This is a genomic window from Methylosinus sp. Ce-a6 (assembly GCF_009811655.1).
Lineage (GTDB): Bacteria > Pseudomonadota > Alphaproteobacteria > Rhizobiales > Beijerinckiaceae > Methylosinus.
The window spans coordinates 19,667-38,513 of the sequence record NZ_BGJX01000032.1 but is presented as its reverse complement, the minus strand read 5'-3'; the positions used below and the strand labels follow the sequence as shown (position 1 = coordinate 38,513).

The 18,847-nt window shown below is 61.8% G+C and carries 14 protein-coding genes and 3 pseudogenes; 7 read left to right on the top strand and 10 right to left on the bottom strand.

Annotated elements, in window-relative coordinates; translation table 11 throughout:
• The first annotated feature begins 539 nt into the window (after positions 1–539).
• From modA to Mspo_RS16045, 6 genes are all read left to right on the top strand, one after another.
• Entirely contained in the window at positions 540–1,367 is an 828-nt protein-coding gene (gene modA / locus Mspo_RS16070) for a molybdate ABC transporter substrate-binding protein (RefSeq protein WP_159731490.1), read from the top strand.
• A gap of 537 nt (positions 1,368–1,904) precedes the next feature.
• Complete coding sequence (locus tag Mspo_RS16065; RefSeq protein WP_244613492.1) at positions 1,905–5,153, top strand: GLUG motif-containing protein; 3,249 nt, start codon at positions 1,905–1,907, stop codon at positions 5,151–5,153.
• A 34-nt stretch (positions 5,154–5,187) separates the two neighbouring features.
• The gene (locus tag Mspo_RS16060) at positions 5,188–6,915 is read left to right on the top strand and encodes a ShlB/FhaC/HecB family hemolysin secretion/activation protein (protein ID WP_159731486.1); all 1,728 of its coding nucleotides are present in this window, start codon (positions 5,188–5,190) and stop codon (positions 6,913–6,915) included.
• A gap of 58 nt (positions 6,916–6,973) precedes the next feature.
• Positions 6,974–7,402 carry a TonB-system energizer ExbB gene (exbB, locus tag Mspo_RS16055; protein WP_159731484.1) on the top strand — a complete coding sequence of 143 codons (429 nt, stop codon included), beginning with the start codon at positions 6,974–6,976 and terminating at the stop codon, positions 7,400–7,402.
• Positions 7,395–7,778, top strand: a complete 384-nt coding sequence (locus Mspo_RS16050) for a biopolymer transporter ExbD (protein ID WP_159731482.1) — start codon at positions 7,395–7,397, stop codon at positions 7,776–7,778. Before exbB ends, Mspo_RS16050 begins: the two co-directional genes overlap by 8 nt.
• Before the next feature lie 11 nt (positions 7,779–7,789).
• Positions 7,790–8,524 carry a TonB family protein gene (locus Mspo_RS16045; protein WP_210252815.1) on the top strand — a complete coding sequence of 245 codons (735 nt, stop codon included), beginning with the start codon at positions 7,790–7,792 and terminating at the stop codon, positions 8,522–8,524.
• Between the two features lie 267 nt (positions 8,525–8,791).
• On the opposite strand, the gene Mspo_RS20210 is transcribed toward Mspo_RS16045, so the two are convergent.
• The gene (locus tag Mspo_RS20210) at positions 8,792–8,947 is read right to left on the bottom strand and encodes a hypothetical protein (protein ID WP_159731479.1); all 156 of its coding nucleotides are present in this window, start codon (positions 8,945–8,947) and stop codon (positions 8,792–8,794) included.
• A gap of 158 nt (positions 8,948–9,105) precedes the next feature.
• Between Mspo_RS20210 and Mspo_RS16035 the strand changes: the two are divergent.
• Positions 9,106–9,579, top strand: a pseudogene (locus tag Mspo_RS16035) (integrase core domain-containing protein); the annotation flags it as partial.
• Positions 9,580–9,629: 50 nt separating this feature from the next.
• Here the strand turns inward: Mspo_RS16035 and Mspo_RS16030 are convergent.
• The 9 genes and pseudogenes from Mspo_RS16030 to Mspo_RS15995 all read right to left on the bottom strand — a co-directional run bounded on the left by Mspo_RS16030 (position 9,630) and on the right by Mspo_RS15995 (position 18,797).
• Complete coding sequence (locus Mspo_RS16030) at positions 9,630–11,330, bottom strand: outer membrane protein (protein ID WP_159731477.1); 1,701 nt, start codon at positions 11,328–11,330, stop codon at positions 9,630–9,632.
• A 329-nt stretch (positions 11,331–11,659) separates the two neighbouring features.
• Entirely contained in the window at positions 11,660–12,850 is a 1,191-nt protein-coding gene (locus Mspo_RS16025) for an MFS transporter (RefSeq protein ID WP_159731475.1), read from the bottom strand.
• A gap of 40 nt (positions 12,851–12,890) precedes the next feature.
• Complete coding sequence (locus tag Mspo_RS16020; protein ID WP_159731473.1) at positions 12,891–13,238, bottom strand: hypothetical protein; 348 nt, start codon at positions 13,236–13,238, stop codon at positions 12,891–12,893.
• Positions 13,239–13,252: 14 nt separating this feature from the next.
• Positions 13,253–13,879 (bottom strand): annotated as a pseudogene (locus Mspo_RS19985) (chromate transporter); the annotation flags it as partial.
• Positions 13,880–13,885: 6 nt separating this feature from the next.
• Positions 13,886–14,644 (bottom strand): annotated as a pseudogene (locus Mspo_RS19980) (chromate resistance protein ChrB domain-containing protein); the annotation flags it as partial.
• Between the two features lie 179 nt (positions 14,645–14,823).
• On the bottom strand, positions 14,824–15,498 hold the full coding sequence (locus tag Mspo_RS16010) for an ABC transporter ATP-binding protein (RefSeq protein ID WP_159731469.1): 675 nt from the start codon (positions 15,496–15,498) through the stop codon (positions 14,824–14,826).
• Positions 15,495–16,976, bottom strand: coding sequence for an iron ABC transporter permease (locus tag Mspo_RS20110; protein WP_256366364.1), 1,482 nt, complete (start codon positions 16,974–16,976; stop codon positions 15,495–15,497). Before Mspo_RS20110 ends, Mspo_RS16010 begins: the two co-directional genes overlap by 4 nt.
• Positions 16,977–17,089: 113 nt before the next feature.
• Positions 17,090–18,115 (bottom strand): extracellular solute-binding protein, encoded by a 1,026-nt coding sequence (locus Mspo_RS16000; protein WP_159731465.1) that lies wholly within the window; start codon positions 18,113–18,115, stop codon positions 17,090–17,092.
• Between the two features lie 76 nt (positions 18,116–18,191).
• Positions 18,192–18,797, bottom strand: coding sequence for a family 16 glycoside hydrolase (locus Mspo_RS15995; protein ID WP_256366363.1), 606 nt, complete (start codon positions 18,795–18,797; stop codon positions 18,192–18,194).
• Positions 18,798–18,847 lie beyond the last annotated feature (50 nt).

Below are 18,847 nucleotides of genomic sequence, written 5' to 3'. Positions count from 1 at the left end.
GCGCGGGCCAAGCAAATTCACCGTCGCGCTATTCACGCGGCGACCCCGTCCTTCCAGGATCGCTGCGACGCCGCCGCCCTCCGACGGCGACTGAAGGGCGCGCGCCGCCTCCTCCTGCGTCGCTTCCCCCTCCGCGCCCCGAGATCCGAGTGGGAATAGAGTAATTACTGTTATATGGATAGGCATCATGCACGAAAAAGCATGATCGCGATTATTTACGCTGTATGAATGGGCGCTCGAAAACGTAGTTCGCACATAATTTGAGCACTATAGCACGTCTACTATAAGAGGATTGCCCCGATCGACCACTATCGCTGGCCGGAACGCGATGGCGTCGCCGTTTCGTTATAATTTTGCATAACAAAGTTGCCTTGACGGGAAATCGATATGTAACGTATTTATATGCTGCTCGAGAAGCAGCAGGTGGCCTGCCTGCATCGGACGCTTGCCGAGAATATTGGACCCATTCGCGGAGCCGATTTCGGCGCTACGAGCATTTTATCGCGAGAGAGGTATGCAATATGCATAACAAATATATCATGTCGCTGGCGCTCAGCGTGTCGACACTCGCCTTGTCCGCGTATTCGTCTGCAAATGCGACGTCGATCAACGTCGCGGTGGCCGCGAATTTCGCTAGCCCATTGGGTGAGATCAGATCTGCATTCGAGCTCGATTACCCGGGAGACACATTTACGATCACCTCGGATTCCTCGGGCAATATCACCAACGCCATCACATCTGGCAACAGCCCCGGATATGATCTGTTCTTGTCCGCGGACACCTCATATCCTGCGACTGTATTTTCCGCCGGTTGGGCGACCGCTTCGCCCTTCACATACGCCAAGGGCGAGATCCTGCTGTGGTCGCCGACCGCCTCGAGCGGCGTTAATGTCAGCGGCGGGCTCGAATCCCTCGTGGGCGGCAGCTTTCCCGACAGCCTGGTGATCGCCAATCCGAGCACCGCGCCTTACGGATCCGCGGCGGCGACAGTGCTGTCACAATCTCCGTGGTCGATCACGACGATCCCCGGCAGCGGCGTCTATACGGCCAGCAATATCGACAACACCTATACGGCGGTGGCGAACGGCACCTATAAGCAAGGCTTCATCGCGAAGTCGAAGGTATGCCGATACGACGCCGGGACGAACACATATTCATTCAATGCGACCGGCGTTAGCGGGGCCACCTGGAAGGAATATCCCTATAATGGCGCGCATTCCTACAGCCAGATCGTTCAGAATGCCGTGGGCGTCGTGCATAGCGGCCGCTCCAGCGCTCAGGATACGGTCCTGGCGAATCTCATCAGCTATTTGACCGCATCGACGGCCCAGGGGGTCATCACCCACTATTGCTATCTTCTCCCGTAATCGGCTCATCGAGAACCACCTGATGGTTCCGAGCGGTCGCGAGAGACTCGAGGCGCCGTTGTGGCCGAGCCACGGCGGCGTTTTTTGATTTCGAACCCGCGTCGGGGCGCGTGAACGACGCTCGGCGCCCACGCCGAATTATTTATTCGAGATATATTTCAAAATATATGCGACCTAGAACCGATCTAAAAAGCAGCATTTTATGGCTTTTATATAGGCAAAAGCTCAATAGATAGTCACGCCACCGCTAAACGGTGCGGAAATTGACAAAAATTGCTTCACATCGGCAATAAGACGGCGGTCGATCTGCCGTGTCAGGTCGAACATTCTCGGACGATTCTGAGACGCGGCGCATTTCGTCGTTGACTGGGGCGCCGCCATTTATAAATATAATGTCGATATATAACGATTTCGAAAGCTCGAGATACGCAGATGACGCAAAAAAGCAAGTCATGCGCCGCGACGCCCCCTTCGCGAGGCGCCGGCCGCCCGCCTTTTTCCGATCGCGCGAGAAGGCTGCAAACCTCTTTCGCGACGATGACCGCGGTGGCCGCGCTGATGGCGCCGCCGAGGGCGCTCGCCAATCCGACGGGCGGCGTCGTCGTAGACGGCGCGGCGACGATCGCTTCGACGGGGAGCGTCACCAATGTCACGCAGTCGACCAATCGCGCGATCATCAATTGGCTGACGTTCTCCATCGGCGTCGGCGAGACGGTCAACTTCAGCCAACCCAGCGCGCTCGCCGTGACGCTCAACCGCGTCGTCGGCAATGAGCAGAGCGTCATCGCCGGCGCGCTCAACGCCAATGGGCGCGTGTTCCTCGTCAATTCCGCGGGCATTCTCTTCACCAAGGATGCGCAGGTGAATGTCGGCGGACTCGTCGCCTCCACGCTCGACATCTCCAACTCGAATTTCATGGCCGGCAATTACACATTCTCCGGCTCGTCCTCCGCCGCCGTCGTCAATCGAGGCACGATCTATGCGGCCGACGGCGGCTATGTCGCCCTGCTCGACCGAACCGTGTCGAACGAAGGGACGATCAATGCGAAGCTCGGCACGATCGCCCTCGCCTCGGGCGATCAGATCACGCTCAACTTCGGCGGCGATTCTCTGCTCGACGTCACCATCGACAAGGGAGCCTATGACGCGCTCGTCGAGAACAAGGGACTGATCAAGGCCGATGGCGGCCAGGTGACGATGACCGCGAGAGCGGCCGACGCCGTGCTCTCCGCGCAGGTCAACAACAGCGGCCTCATACAGGCGCGAACAATCGCCGACCTGACAGGCGGCTCGTCCTCCACCGGCAGCGTGAAGATCGGCAAGATCAAGATGCTCGCCTCGGGCGGGACGACGAAGGTGTCCGGCAAGCTGGACGCCTCGGCGCCCAATGGCGGCAAGGGCGGCGCGATCGAGACCTCCGGCAATAAGGTGACGATCGCCGACAGCGCCGAGGTGACGACGGCCTCCTCCACCAGCGAGACCGGCGCATGGACCATCGATCCCGACGGCTTCACCATCGGGATCGGCGGCGACATCACCGGAACGCTGCTCGGCAGCTTGCTCGCGAGCAATAATATCGTCCTCTGGTCGACGAGTGGCGGCGGGACGCACGGCAACATCTATGTCGACAGCGCGGTGACTTGGTCCGGCAACACGATCCTCACGCTGAATGCGACGAACAACATCTATGTCAATGCGCCGATCACCGCAACGGGGACGAGCGCAGGACTCGTGCTGAACTATGGCAGTTACGCTTCAACCGGCGGCGCGAGGTCGGGGACCAATTATTACGTCGACATCGACAATGGCGCGAAGGTGACGCTGAGCGGGACGAGCGCCAGCCTCAAGATCAACGGCAACAGCTACGCTCTTTTCCGCGGCATGACGGATCTGGCGGCCTATGCGAGCGTGACGGCGACTGGATATTATGCGTTGGCGCAGGATATCGACGCCTCCGGCAAGACCTATTCCCGAGCTGTGATCGGCACGCTCAGCGGCACGCTAGCAGGCCTCGGCCATACGATCGGCAATCTGACCATCAACGACACGACGGCGACCGGCTTCGCCGCGCTCATCGGCACGCTGGGCTCCTCCTCCGCGACATCGGCGACGGTGCGCGACATCGGCCTCGTCAACGCCAATATCTATATGAGCAGCGGCTACGCCGCGACGCTGATCGGGCTCAGCTGGGGCACGGTGAGCAACGCTTATGCGACCGGCACGGTCTCCGGCGCCTCGCCGGTCGGAGGGCTCGTCGCGCGCAATCAATTTGGATTCGTCACCGATTCCTGGGCCGCTGTGAATGTATCCGGCTGGAACAATGTCGGCGGCTTGGTCGGATGGAACGTCGCCAATAGCGCGACCAATGGCGTCATCAGCAATTCCTATGCGACGGGGACTGTCACGGCCCGCGCAGGAACAGCGAATTTGGTGCGCAATATTTTCGGCGGACTCGTCGGAATGAACAGCGGCGGCACGATCAACAACTCTTACGCAACCGGAGACGTCACCTTCGGGGCCTCGGGCGCCACCGCGGGCACGAACGCCGCTGGAGTGGCGGTGGACGGCAGCGCGCTCGGCGGGCTGGTCGGCGAGAACACGGTGAACGGCCGCTATGTCGGCACGATCATCGACTCCTATGCGACGGGCGACGTGTCCGGGCCCGGCAACTATCTCGGCGGCTTGGTCGGCTATAATTACGGCGGAAAGGTCGACGGCTCCTACGCGACCGGAGATGTGACAGGAAACGCAACAAACAGCAGTCAGAACATCGGCGGTCTGGTCGGCGGCAACCTCGTCTATAGTTCGACACTCGCCGCATCAGGGTCTGGTTCGATCACGAATTCGAGCGCCTCTGGAAATGTCTACGGCTACACCCAGGTTGGAGGGCTGGTCGGCGTCAACTTCGGGACGATCACCGGTTCCAGCGCGACAGGAAACGCGACGGGGCAATTCACCGTCGGCGGCCTCGCCGGGGCCACCAGCGGAACGATCAGCAACTCCTCCGCCTCCGGAAACGTCACGGCGACGAATCTCGGCGTAGCGGGAACATATGGAGGCAATGCCGGCGGCTTGGCGGGAACGAATAGCGGCGCGATCACCGGCTCGACCGCGAGCGGCAACGTGACGGGAACGACCAATGTCGGAGGGCTCGTCGGCGGCAATGGCGGGGCCGTGAACAATTCCACGGCGACGGGCGATGTCTTCGGCGCCACTAACACTGGCGGTCTCATCGGCTCCAATTATTCCTTTCAACTCGGTGTCGGCACGGTGACCAACTCCAGCGCGACCGGAAGCGTGAACGCCGGCGGCGGGTCGCTGATCGGCAGCAACACCAGCACGGGCGCCGTCACCAACAGCACATATCGTGACGCGAGAGCCGAGGCGCGCGCCGCGGCCGCGCAACGCGCACAGGCGCAGCAGACGCGGCAGGCCGCTCTCTCTGCCGGCAATGTCGTGGCGAGCGCCGCGGAGGCCTCTTCGAAGAGACCGCTGAATGCGCAGGCCTCCACTTCGGCGGGCAAGGCTGCCGTCTCGGCGGCGGCCGGCGCGAACATCGACGACAATGTGCAAGGCGAAACGCCCGCGCAAACGTCGCCGCCGGCCCAGCGGCCGCGCGTGCGTCATGCGTCCACGACGAGCGCCGGCGGCAGCGGCCAGAAGGCTCACGTCTCGTCTCCCAGCGCCGGATATCGCGCGCGCATTCGCAGCATAGACGTCGACGGGCGCCATTTCGATCTCGGCGGCGGCGGCAAGACCAACGCTCCCGATCAGAAAGCCCGATGAGCGGTTTCCGCGGATCAGAAAGGTCGATCCAGAAATGACTATCCGTACACTCTTGCTCTCCTGCTCGGCCGCGCAGGCGCTCGCCCTCGCCGCGCCGCAGGCTTTCGCCCAGAGCGCGCCGACGCCGATCCTGCCCTACAATATCGGCGACGCCGTCCGGCAGGCCGAGGAGGCGCGCCAGGCGCCGCCGCCGCGCCGGAACGCGACGCCCGCGCTGCCGCAGCCGGCCGAGCCGCGGTTCACGCTCGCCAGCAAGGAGACGTTGTTCGTCGAGCGCTTCGTCGTCGAGGGCCCGCTCCTCGTTAGCGAGACGGAGCTGCGCGAAGTCCTCGCGCCTTATGAAGGCCGCAAGCTGACGCTGGGCGACATCTATGCCGCCGCGGACAAGGTGACGCTGCTCTATCGCGCCAAGGGATATCTCGTGGCCAAGGCCTATGTGCCCGCGCAGGATGCGCGCCGCGGCGCCTTGAAGATCAAGCTCGTCGTCGGGCGCTATGGAAGCGTCCTCGTCAATAATTCGTCCGCGGTCGACACGGGCTTTCTACAGGGCGTCGTCGATCACGCGATCGAGAATGAGGAGACCATTCACAGGAACGCGCTCGAGCGCGCGCTGCTGCTCGTCTCCAACCTGCCCGGCGCCGGCGTTCCGCGCATCGTCATTTCTCCCGGCCGGCAGCAAGAGACCTCCAATTTCCAATTCGTCGTGCCGGAAGGAGAGCGCTTCCGCGGCTATCTGCTGGGCGACAATTTCGGTTCGCCCTACACGGGCCGCGACCGCTTGAACGGCGGCCTCGAGATCTTTTCGCCGCTCGGCCTGGGCGATCGCCTCTCCGGCGCGGCGATCGTATCGGAGCGCGCCGGTCTCGCGAGCGGCCGCGTCGCTTATTCGCTGCCGCTCGGCTATGACGGGCTGCGCGCCGAGATCGCCGCCTTCCGCACCACTTATTCGCTCGGCGGCGTCTATAAGGATCTCGACGCCACGGGCAGCGCCTATGCGATGACGGCGACATTGAGCTATGCGGCGAAGCGCCAGCGCAGCGAGAGCATCTTTCTGTGGGCGAATTTCACCCACAAATGGCTGAACGACGAGATCGCCGGGACCTCCTATGCAGACCGCACCATCGCGCTCGGGACGCTCGGCGTCACGCGCGATTCGGAGCAGGATCTTTTCGGCTTGCCGCTCGTGACCAGCTCGACGCTCTCCTTCACCTCCGGCTATGTGAATTTTCTCGACGTCACGCAGAAAATACAAGACCGCGCCCGCGTCGACACGGTCGGCAATTACTATCGCATCAATCTCGCGGCCAATGCGGTGATCGCGCTCGGCGATAAGCTCTCGCTGTCGGCAGCTCTGCGCGCGCAGAAGGCGCTATTCGGAAATCTCGACACCAGCGAGCAATTCGGCCTGGGGGGCTTCTGGGGCGTCCGCTCTTTCGATGAGGGACTTGCCGGCGATAGCGGCTATCTCGTCACGCCGGAATTGAAATATTCGCTTCCCCAAATCGAGAATTATCGTCACGCGCTCGGCGTCTTCACCGACATAGGCGCGGTGTGGCTAGAGAACGGCTCCTATACGACGACGCAGCGCAGCTATACGGGCGTCAACGATCTCGGCGTCGCCTATTATGCGACCTATGACATAGGCGGAGGCAGCCGCCTGGTGCTGAAAGCGCAAGCCGCGCACACCTATGGAGCCAACAGCGGCGCGACCGCCTATGACCGCCACACCAAGGGACTGCTGCAGGTCGGATTCACCTTCTGAAGAAGCGCATTTTCGGCAGCTTCCTGATGTTTCTTCGATCGCTGGGAGAATTCAAAAAATGCAGATGGAATGGCTTTCGACGGCGGTCGATTTCGGCGTCATCGGCCTCTTGACCATGCTCAGCATTGTCGTCGTCGCTGTGGCGCTCGAGCGCCTCTTCTTCTATCGCTCGGTCGACCTCACGCGATTCGCCAGCGTCAAAACGCTCGAGCTGGAATTGACCGCGCGGCTCGTGGTGATCGCTTCGGTCGCCTCCAACGCGCCCTATATCGGCCTGCTCGGCACGGTTCTCGGCATTATGCTGACCTTCTACAATATGGGCCTCGACGCTTCCGCCGACGCGAGCAAGATCATGGCCGGCCTCGCGCTCGCTCTCAAGGCGACGGCCGTCGGCCTCGTGGTCGCGCTGGTGTCGGTTTCCTCCTACAACGCATTGGTGCGCAGGGCGAAAGTTCTGATGCTGAAATGGGAGATCGCCCATGGATGAGAAGCCTTTCGAGACGCTCAACGTCATTCCGCTCGTCGACGTCATGCTGGTGCTCCTCACCATGGTGCTGACAACGGCGAATTTCATCGCGACGGGCCGAATTCCCGTCTCATTGCCTCACGCCACGCAGGCGAAGGTCGAAAAGCAGAGGGACAAGACGATCGAGATCACCGCCGACGGGAGCATTTATTTCGACGGTCAGGCCTCGACGAAAGAGGAACTGTCGACTCGGCTGATGGGCCTACCGCCGGAAACGCCCTTTCTCATCCGCGCCGACCGCGCCATCGCCTTCCAGAGCTTTATCGACGTCGCCGACATTTTGAAACGATCGAACTTCACCAAGGTCGCCGTGCAGACCAAGGCCGGCGGGAAATAAAGGCGCCCATGATGAGTATGCAAGCGGCGGCGATGACGGCGAAACAGGGCGAGCGACGCCCCCGCGTCACCATCTATCACGGTTTCGCGGCGTCGCTCGCCCTGCATGCGCTCCTGTCTTTGCCCTACATGTTCTCTCGTATCGAGCCGGATGAAGACGATCGCTCGACGCTGGTCTTCGAGATGGATGGCCTCGTCTCCGACGAACAGGCCGACGAAAAGGTTCAGAAGGATACAGCGGGCCATACGCAGCAAGACACGCAGAGCGCCGTGCGGGCGCAGCCGACGCCCCCTTCGGAGCAGAAGCCGCAGGCGGACGTCGGCGCGCCTCTCCAGACCAATTCGGTCATTGCCTCGGCCAAGGCGTTCGTGAAGCCGGAATCCGGAGGCTCGACGCAGGTCAATGGCGCCGATCGGCAACAGGCCGCCCGCACCATCGCGCAGCGAGAGGTGTCGGAGGAAACCCTGCTCCGCGCCTATTGCAGGCAGGTGTCGAAAAAGGTGCACGCTCGGCTCATCTACCCAGAGGAAGGGCGTCGCAGCGCGTGGCGCGGCGCGGCGAAAGTGTCGTTTTTCATCGAGGCCACGGGGCAGATTCGAGCCGACAGCATCAAGCTGGTTTCGAGCAGCGGTCAGCCGCGGCTCGACGCCGCAGCGATGCAGACGGTTCGCGCGAGCGCGCCCTTGGCTCCGCCGCCGCGGCCGATGACTTTCGCGATCGACGTCGGCTTCGATCCCGAGCGTTGACGAAACAGTCGGATAGATGCGCAAAGCAAACGCTCCGACAACCGAAAGGGCTGAACGGGCCCGGCTCTGATTACGCCCGAAAGCGCCGTCGTAGCCAGGCGCCGAGGGGCCGCATTCTCGGGCGCGCAGTTCGTCGCGGCGGAAACGACCATGCGATCTCTCCGCCCGACGGCATAATGCGCGATAGCTGCCCGAAAGATCCTGACGGATCGAATGTCCTTCTCCTCGCGCAACGCGCGGTCGCCGACTGGGCGCCATCTGAGCGGCTCAGCAGATCGGAGCGGATACGGTGATCACGGCGAGCGCGGCGGATGCGATCACGCTCAGCTCGCCGAGATCCTGCCGATGCCGCGTCACCCGCAATTGCTCTTTCAACACAGTGATATTGCTCTTGCTCAGGCCGAGAACGGCCGTGTCGCGCAATACATTTAGGCGGTCGCGGCGTTCTGGAGCGTCGTCTGTTCTGTGACGCGCATCGTCGCCCGCGCGGCGAAAACGCCCGACTCCGCCTGACGTATGGAATTATCCGTGCGCCATCCATTGAACAGCGTCTGCGACAGCGCGAAGGCGGCCGCGCGCGGCTCCCGGACACGTCGATCTCCGGCAAGCGGGTTGCGCGCGAGCTGTCGGCGCTGATCGAAAGGCGTGGAAAGCCCGGCATGATCGTTTCCGACAATGGGACGGAGTTCACCTCGAACGCCGTCCTGTCCTGGTCGGATGAGAACAAGGTCGAATGGCGTTTCATCACGCCGGGCAAGCCGATGCAGAATGGCTCCTGCGAGAGCTTCAACGGCCGCATGCGGGACGAGCTGCTCAACGAGACGCTGTTCTTCGGCCTCGACCATGCGAGAGAGAAAGTTCGCTCTTGGGTTCACGATTATAACCACCGGCGCCCGCACTCTTCCCTCGGCTATGCGACGCCGGCGGACTATGCGGCCGCGCTCACCGCAACAGGCGATCGGCTGCGCAACCCGGGCCAGATCCGCCGATCGCCTGTTGCTCACCCCACGCCCGCGGGCGTATCAACCGCCGGGACTCGACTCGCCGCTGGATGAAACTTCGGGGGCAGGTCACCCGGCAGCAATCCGAAGTCCGGGAGAGCAATTCACCGGACAGAATTTCGCTTCCCTTTCGCCGCCATTCGCGCTGACTTCACACTCCCCTTGTCCGCTTCGGCGGCGTCCTGCGACTTCTGATCCGGCTCAGGAAAGCGAAAATGGTAGGCCAGCCCGAGTCGTATCGAGCTGTCTCTCACGCGAACGCGATAGAAGTTACCGTCGAAATTCGAGGAAACGTAAGTCGTCGATCCGAAATCGCTATGGCGATATTCGAGTCGCGCAGACCAATTTTCTTCGATCGCGCATTCGATACCAGCTCCGATCGTCCAGCCCGGACGCGCTTGGTTGAAAGACTCCCCGAGTGCCGAAGGAAAGAAATTTGCGAGAGCGACGCCGCCGGCGACGTAGGGGAGGACGCGCTCCAGGGCAACGCCGATGCGGCCGCGAGCCGATCCGCGCACATCATGCCGTTGCCTCAGGCCAATGAGAGAAACTCCCTCGCCGCCACGCACGCCAGCGGCTTCGACGTCGATCTCGAGCCCTAACACCAAAGGGGCCATTTGCCAGTTGAACCCCACGAATGGTCCGCCGATCGGGCCCTCGAGGCCGTAGGACGAGCGGAACGGCCCCACATACCCTACCGTATCGGCTTCATTCGCTCGTTGCCATGCGCCCCCGATATCCGCGCCGACGAAGAAACCCGACCAGGAGAAGACTGCGGGAGCGGCTTTCGGCTCGGCGTTTTTCGATGCGTCAGCGCTGGGCCGAGGCATTTTTTCGGCGTCCTCGGCCTTCGACGAATCGGCAGAAGCAGTGGCGCCGGAGGACTTCTCAGTCTCTTTCGGATAGCCATTTTCACTGGCGCTGCTACTCGGGGCAGCGGCCTTCTGCGACGATTTTCCGGCTCCGTCCTCCTTGACGTTTTCCGTCTCGCGGCTCTTGTTCTCGGGCGGTTTCTCGACGGCATCGGTCACGAGCAGACCAATGTACCACGAGAGTTCGTTCGTCTGTCTCGCGTGCTGAAGTCCTCGCCCGATCGAGAAAAGGAAATGGTAGTTGTCGGAGAAATCATAAATTGCGGCGAGGTTGAAGCCGGTCTCGTCCTTCTTGTCTATCTTGTCCGCGGTCTGGTGGAACAGCTCCGCGCCGATCGCGAGCTTGTCGGTAATTTTACGTTGAAGCACCCAGCCGGCGTACCAAAAATTCTTGTTGCCGCGCCCGTGGTTGATCCAATAGCCGCCGCCTCCGAAGGTCGTCCAGTCGCCGAAGTCTTTCTGAAGCCAGATCGGCAGAAATATTCGCGCGACGCCGTCTCCGAGTTCGCGATGGAAATCTCCCGACGGAATCTTGACCGAGGGGACGACGCCGATAGCAGGTCTCCAACCCTTTTTGTCTTGCTCGATAAGGCGGTATTTGAATTCCAAGTCGGTATCGCCATAGCCCCATTTCAGCGGCTCGCCCGTCATGCGGTCGAATGACATAGGGGCGATGATGGCGATGCGGCCGTTCGGCACAATGCCGTAATCGAATTCGATCGCCGGCGTATCCCCGCTCGTATCGCCTCTGACACGCGTTCCGGTCGAAAAGGTGAAGAACTCGAAGTGCTGAAAGTCGACCGGCTCCGGGTCGTCGGTGCGGTACGGAGGGCCAGCCGCCGCAGGAGACGCTGCGAGGCAGACAGCGGCGACGGCTCCGGCCCATCCGAGCCGGCAGATAGAAAAGTTTTCGTCCACGGATCGAATGGGCAAAGGGAAAACCTCGGTTCGGCCCTCTCGAGCAGGAGCAGACATGAAGGCTCGAATCCGAGCACGTGAAAAAAGTTATCATGGCCGGGCGCTGAAGCCGAGACGAGGTCTTAACGGACAACAATTCTAAATCCCTCTCCCGACAAAATCTCACGCCCAAATTTGCATCTCGAGTTCAGGTGGTGAGTTGGAGATGATCGGCGTCTCCATGTCTCGAGAACCGCCCAAAATGCTTGACGCCAACTGGGCGCGACAAAAATGTCCGCGGCGTCGTAGCGCTGCGCAACTTTGGTGGAACGCTATCCGTCGCGGTCAGAAAGTTTCGCTGCATGTCAGCATTCCTCGGGCGGCTTCAGATGTCGAAATTGATTGAGCAATAATAGATCGTAGGCGATTTTCAGAGCGCCGCAGAGGATGAGCGGAGACGCCGACCACGGTCCAGCGAAGAGCGCGCCGGCGAGCGCAGGGCTCAATGAAGCGGCGAGACTGCGCGGCACGGAGGTGAAACTCGCCGCCGCTGTTCGTTCCGGCTCCGTGACGACGGCCATCACATAGGACGAGCGGGTCGGCACATCCATTTGCGAGAGCGCGGCTCTAATGAGCAACAATCCGAGCGCCAGGGGAAGCGATGGCGCGAAAGCCGCGAGGATGAGGCAGAGGCTTGAAGGAATATGCGTGAACACCATGGTGTTGACGAGGCCGAAGTGCTTGGCGAGCCGCGCGGCCACGGGGAAGGAAAACGCCGAGAGAATGCCGGACCAGAAAAAGAAAAGGCTTGCAGTCGCAAGCGAGAGGTCGAAGCGTTCGAACAGCCAGAGCGCCAACAGCGATTGAACGACGAAACCTCCGGCGAAGGCGTCGAGGCTGAACAAGGCGGCGAGCCTGTAAACGATTGAGCGGGAGGGGCCGAGCGCCTCATGATGGCCATTTTGCGATGTTCGTGGACGTGGCGGAACGCGCGCGTAAAGCGCTCCGCTGGCGATCCCCAGGATCGCATAGACCGCGAACATGGCTTTCATGCCGGAAAGCTCGGGCCAGCCTATTCGCGTCACGAGATCAGGGACTGCCGCCGCCAATGCGCCGCCGGCCGCGGCAAGTCCGCCGACGAGACTGTAACGCGCGAACGCCCTCGTTCTTTCGGCGGCGGCGGTCTCGCGCGTCAAAACGGCGTGTTCCACGGGCACGAAGGAACTGGCGCTGCCGCCTGAAGGGTTGACCGAGCCGACGAAAGCGACGATGAGCAGCAAAATATATGAGTCAGCGAGCGACAGAGCGGCGCCTGTCGCCGTCATCAAAGCGGCGGCGACGAGAAGCAAACGGCGAGGATCGTAGCGATTGCCGATGACGCCAATCATCAAGGTGAGGACGGCTGAACCGAACAGAGCCGCGCCCGCCAGCACTCCGACTTCGAAGGACGAAAAACCGAGCTTGATTAGGTAGACCGGCAGCATCACGGCGAGAAAGCCGTCGCCAAAGTCGCGCAAGGCCCGCGCCCAAAGTAAGGAACGGAGGGCGCCGCTCATTCGCGCATCGACGCATCGGAAACGTCGGAGTCTTCGACGCTCATTTCAATGTTCCCTCGACCGAAAAATCCGATCCGTCAATGGTGAGCTTGACGGCTGAATTTTTGATCCAAACGTCGTAACAGGTTTCGCCAAAATGGTCGGTCACGCACAGCTTGTTCGTCGCGACGGCCCATTTGTCCACGACCTTCTTCCCCATTTTCATGCCTTGGATGGTTCCGTCAGCGACGTAGCGATAGGAAAAGTGTACGCCGTCGCTGAATTGCTTTCCGGTGAACGCGCGTCGAATTTGCGGTCCTGTCAGCTTTCTGAAGCCTTCGGCGGGCCGCGCGGCCGCGTAAGCTGGCGAGATCAAAATTGCGGCGATGAAGAGCAGGCGCGTGAACATTCGAGCTTCCCCGATCATCCGGCGCCGCCGGTCGAAATCAGTCCGATGGCATAAAGCCCCACGCCTGCGGCCGCGGAGGCAGCCAATGGGAGCAAGCCGGCTTTGAAGCGGAAGATCGCCACAGCGGCGCCGACAGCAAGAAGGAGCGCCCATGGATCGACGCTAGAGAGCGCCGGCGCGTCAAAGGTGAGGCCGAGCGAATGGATCCGCGTCGTGTCACGGAACATGGTGTGGACCGAGAACCATATGGCGAGATTGAGGATCACGCCGACGACGACCGCCGTGATGGCGGAGAGCGCGCCCGTCAACGCCCTCGCGCCCCGAAGCTGCTCGATGTAGGGAGCGCCGACGAATATCCAAAGGAAGCACGGCGTGAAGGTCACCCATGTGGCGAGCAAACCTCCGAGCGCTCCCGCCAGCAAGGGCGCCAGAGCGCCGGGCGCGCGGTAGGCGGCCATGAAGCCGATGAACTGCAGCACGATGATCAGTGGGCCAGGCGTCGTCTCCGCCATGCCGAGACCGTCGAGCATTTCTCCGGAGCTCAGCCAATGAAGATTCTCGACCGCCTGCTGCGCCACGTAGGCGAGCACGGCGTAAGCGCCGCCAAAGGTGACGGCCGCCATTTTGGAGAAGAACAGCGCGCCGACTTCGCGCGCCCAGGAATAGAAGGCGTCATAGAGCGCCAGGCCCGCTTCGAGCTGCTCGAGATCATCGGAATACAAACGCGATAGCCCGAGAGAAGCGGCGATCAAGCCGGCCGACTCGGACGCGAGATTCTGGCGTCCCGTATCCGCGCCACGCACGATGAGAGCGAGCCGTCGCAGCGCCGGCGTCGCCAACCCCAACTCCTCGACGAAGGCGTCGAAGCTGCACTTGTCGCCGCGATGGGTCCAGAAGGCGCCGTCGACATCGAAGGCAGCCGCGTCGTAATGCTTCGCGACGGCCAGAACTTCCGAGGCGGCGACGAACAGGAATACCGCATATGGATCGACGAATCGTCGAATCAGCCAGGGGCAGGCGATGCGGTCGACTTTCGGCCGCGCGCGCGTCACCCAAATGGTTTCGCGGGGCGACAATTTGGACTCGGGGATGAGAGGGAGACCAGCTGCCGCCCAGGCGTTATAGCCGCCTTCGAGGGCCTCGGCGCCAATCTCTGTGTCGCGCAGCCAGGCAGCGACGCCGTGCGCGAGCGCCCCGCAGTCGCGTGAAATGACCACCGCTCGTCGCCCGGCGACAACTCGCGCCCAACCAGCCACCGAGCCGGCGTCGCGATGAATGGCGCCAGGAATGAACCGTGGATCGGACGAAAATTCTTCGTCCGTTCGGACATCGATGAGAATCGGGCCCTTGGGAGAGCCGATCAGACGAGACAATGAGTCGGGAGCAATCGAGTTGTAGGCTGACATGCGGCGTCCTTCGCTTGCGAAGCTGGACGCGATGCTTGGGCATGTCGCCTCATGGGGAGATCGCAATCCCCATGAGGCACAACACCAAAACGCGCGCCTCGTGTCAAATCCAATTTTCGCGAGCTCGATCTTGTGCGGTGATTCACGAGCGCAGCAAATTGCCTCATCGCACAGCGCGTTCAGACCACGCCGGTATCGGTCTCGACCCGTCCTTGCCGCAGGCGAATCGTCCTTGTCCCGAGCGCCGCCGCTTCCTCCTTGTTGTGGGTCACATAGACGAGGGTGAAGCTGAGCTCGTTCTGCAGCCGCAAAATCTCTCCCCGCAACTGCTCGCCGAGCGCGTCGTCGAGATTGGACATCGGCTCGTCCATGAGCAGAATGCGGGGCTCGACCGCGAGCGTGCGGGCGAGCGCGACGCGTTGCTGTTGCCCACCCGACAACTCCCCGGGTTTTGCGGTCAGATAATCGCCGAGGCCGACGAGCGAGGCCATTTCTCTAATGCGGCGGTCGCGCTCGGACTTCGGGACGCGCTTCGCGCGCAGGCCGAATTCGATGTTTTCGGCGACACTCATATGGGGCCAGAGCGCGAGGTCCTGGAACACCATGCCGACGCCGCGTGCGCTCGGCTCGACGAGATTTCTCTTCGCTGTCGCCACAAGCCGTCCGTCGATCAGAATTTCGCCGGCGTCCGGAATGAGGAGGCCGGCGATCAAAGCCAGGATGGTCGACTTCCCGCAGCCGGAGGGACCGAACAAGATGACGCGCTCTCCCGTTTCGATCCGCAACGACACGGCGTCGACCGCCCGGCGCCCGGGATAATCCTTGGATACGGATCGCAGTTCGATCATGCTCATGTGAATGGCCTCGATGCCGCCCGCCAGAAGACCGCCGCGAGTAGAGGCGCGAGCGTGACGATGATCAGAATGAGGCAAAGCGCAGCGATCAGGCTCGGCGCGCCATTGGCCATCAACGTCATGATGCGGACAGTCAAAGTGTCCGAGCCAGGAGGATAGACCACCATGGCGATCCCGAGATCGCGCACGCAGAAAATGTAGCAGATCGTCCACGTGGCGATTAGGCCGCGCTTTGCGATCGGCGCGACGATCTCGCCGAGGATCGTGAACCAGCCGGCGCCGGCGAGTTCCGCCGCGTTCTCCAATGAGGGCGGAATTCGTTGCAAGACTGCGGCCGTCATTCGCGTCGGGATCAGAGCGTATTGGGCCAGGAAGCCGAGAATGACAATTGCAGGCGTGGCGTAGATCACATTCGTGGAGGGGTGGTTCCAAAGGCTGATCAGGCCGACGCCGACGACGGTCCCCGGCAAGGTGAACAGGAACAGCGTCAGCGCATCGACGCTTCGCCATATCGCGAGCGCCTTGTGATGAATGAGATATCCGCAAAAGAATCCGCTAAGGGTCAGAAAGGTCGCGCCGACCGAGGCAAAGACGACGCTGCGCAGGATGCTGTCTCCGCCGCGCGCGAAGGCCTGAGCCAAAGCATCGAGTGAGGCGGCCTGACCCAGAAGCGCTGCAAAGGGCGTGATCACTGTCGCGAACATCCACAGTGATACGACCCAAAGCAAGGGAAGGCGCCAGCGCCCGAGCGCGATCGCTCCGTTCGGAGCATTCGTCATCGATGCGCCTATTGTCGCTGACGACGTCCGCTGGAGTGACTTTTCCAGAGTCAGGACCATTGCGGCGACGAGCAGCAATGGAAGCGCCGCCGCCGTCGCCGCGCTGAAATCATAGAAGGCGGCGAATTGCGTAAGGACCTCGGTCGGATAGACTGGATAACGGAGAAACGTCGGGACGCCGACCTCTCCAAGGGTGAGGAGAAAGACCAGCACGGAAGCGAACACGATCGCCGGCGCGATCAGCGGGAGGGTGATACGCCAGAGCACATTCGGCCAACGACTCGCCAAGAGACCCGCCTGCTCCAGGCGCGGATTGACGGCGCTGATATAGGCCATGGTCAAGAGCATGACGATCGGCGTGAAACTCGTGGTCAGAGACACGACGCAGCCCGAGAGTCCGAAAAACGTCGATGACAAGAATTCTGACGCCCCTTCAGGCAGGAGACGGCCGATCGAGCCGCTCTGGTCGAGCGCTGAGAACCACGCCGCCGCGATCACGTAAGGAGGAACAAAAAATGGCAGGGCGAAGAGCACGGCGAAAACGCCGCGCCAGGGAAGATCGGTCCGCGCCAGCAGGACGCCGAGAGGCGCTCCAATGATCGTCGCGGAAAAAGAGATAAGGGAGGCGAGAAGGAGGCTGTTGCCAAACCAGGGAAGGAGGCGTTGCGACGAAGCAAAAAGCGCCGCATAGGCCTCCATGCCGAGGCGCCCATCGACAAAAAAACTGCGGGCGATCATTGTCAGGACGGGCAAAAGTCCTATGCCCGCAAGCGCCAAAGCCGCAGCCGCCAAGGTGACGCGTTTTCCCGTGATCAACGCGTCGCCGCCCAGTTTTTCAGATATGGCTGGATCTCCTGCAATTTCGTCGCGACCGCCGCGTAATCCACCGCCATCGTCTTGATCGCCTCGATCGGCTTTACTCCCGGAGGCGTTTTGACGCCGGAATGCAGCGGAATTTGCGCCGCGTCGGAAAAGGCGAGTTTACGTTCAGTTTCCACCGAGAGCAGGTAATCGATCAGCTTTCTGGCCGCGTCGGGATGCGGAGCTCCGGCTATCAGCACTGCGGCGTTGGGGACAATCAGGCTGCCGATCTCATCCGCGCCTTGGTCCGGGTAGACCATGATCGCCCGCTCATGTCGGCTCATCCGGCTCACGGCATCATCGCTGTCGACGAGGCTGAAGGCGAACTGACCGCGCGACACCAGATCGGCGCTGTCGCCGTTGCTCGGGGCGGTTTTGACGTCATTGTCGCGCATCGTCTCCATGAACGAGCGAGCATCCTCGTCGCCCAGCAAAACGAACAGCGCTGCGATCTCGTCCGTGGTCGTGCCGAAAAGCGGATTGGCGATCACCGCCTTGCCGCGCCACTGCGGATCGAGGTAAGAGAAAATCGACGTCGGCTTCGGGTCGACGTCCTGCCGCACGATGAGCACGCGCGCTCTTGCCGCGAATCCGGTCCAGTATCCCAGCGGATCGCGGAATGACTCGGGGATACCCGCGGCGTTTGGCGAGAGGTACGGCGCGGCGATCTTCTGCTGCCGCAGGACTTCCGCTCGTATCGGCTCGTTGGCCCAATAGACGTCGGCCTGCGGATTGCTCTTCTCGGCTATCAGCCGGTTCATCGCGCCCGCGCTTTTCGTTTCCTCGGTGTCATAGACCGCGCGGACCTCGATGCCGGTCTCCTTTTCGAAATCCTTCAGAATGGGCTCGGAAAAAACTTCGTCGTGGCTCACATAGACGACGACGGATTCCCCTCCCTCGGGCGCGAGCAGCCACCATCCGACGATCGTCATGATGATAGCGAGCGCGAACAACGCCAATGGCGCCAACCTGTTCATGTCCGCCTCGACCTCTCTTGCAATCACGACCGCCTGTGCTACAAGCGAGTTCGTCGCATGTTCCCGTTCATTCTCGTCAACGGCCGCTGATCGGTTTGACGATAAGGTCATCGAAAGCCGTGATCGAATCCGCTTTCGTCCAAAGGCCGATTTGTCCGGTCGAATATCTACTATCACGATGATCGATCAAGAGTTCGTCGTTCAGCCAACCCTTCAGCCGATCGCCCTCGGCGACAATGCGCAGCTTATGCCAGCGACCTAGAGCCGGCGCCTTGACGCGCGAACTGGAAATTTGTCGTCGTCCGCGATCGTAGTAATAGAGGTTGAAGTTGTCTTCCAAGGCGTTGGCTCGGATCACATAATAACGACCGTCCGAAAAGCGGAAGACGATTCCGGCGGACGCGTCCTCCTGTCCGGAGATCGGTTTGAATCGAACGGCGACGTCGACGTCCGCATAAGGCCCGCCCGGCGCCACGATGACGTTGAAGTCATTGCCCGTCGCGCGTTGGACCAGCGCCTTGCCCTTCGACGCGCCAAGGACCTCCTCGACGTCCCATCGTCCGCTCACGGGCTCCCAGCCAGAGAGCGGGCTCGAAAGGTCCAACTGAATTTCGGACTCCAAAGCCCCCGAATTCGAGGCGTCGAAAATCGCCGCTCCGCAGAGTCCGGCGGCGGCGATCATTAATTCTCGCTTAGAGAGCCTCGTCATCTCCATTCTCCGTTGTGCATGGC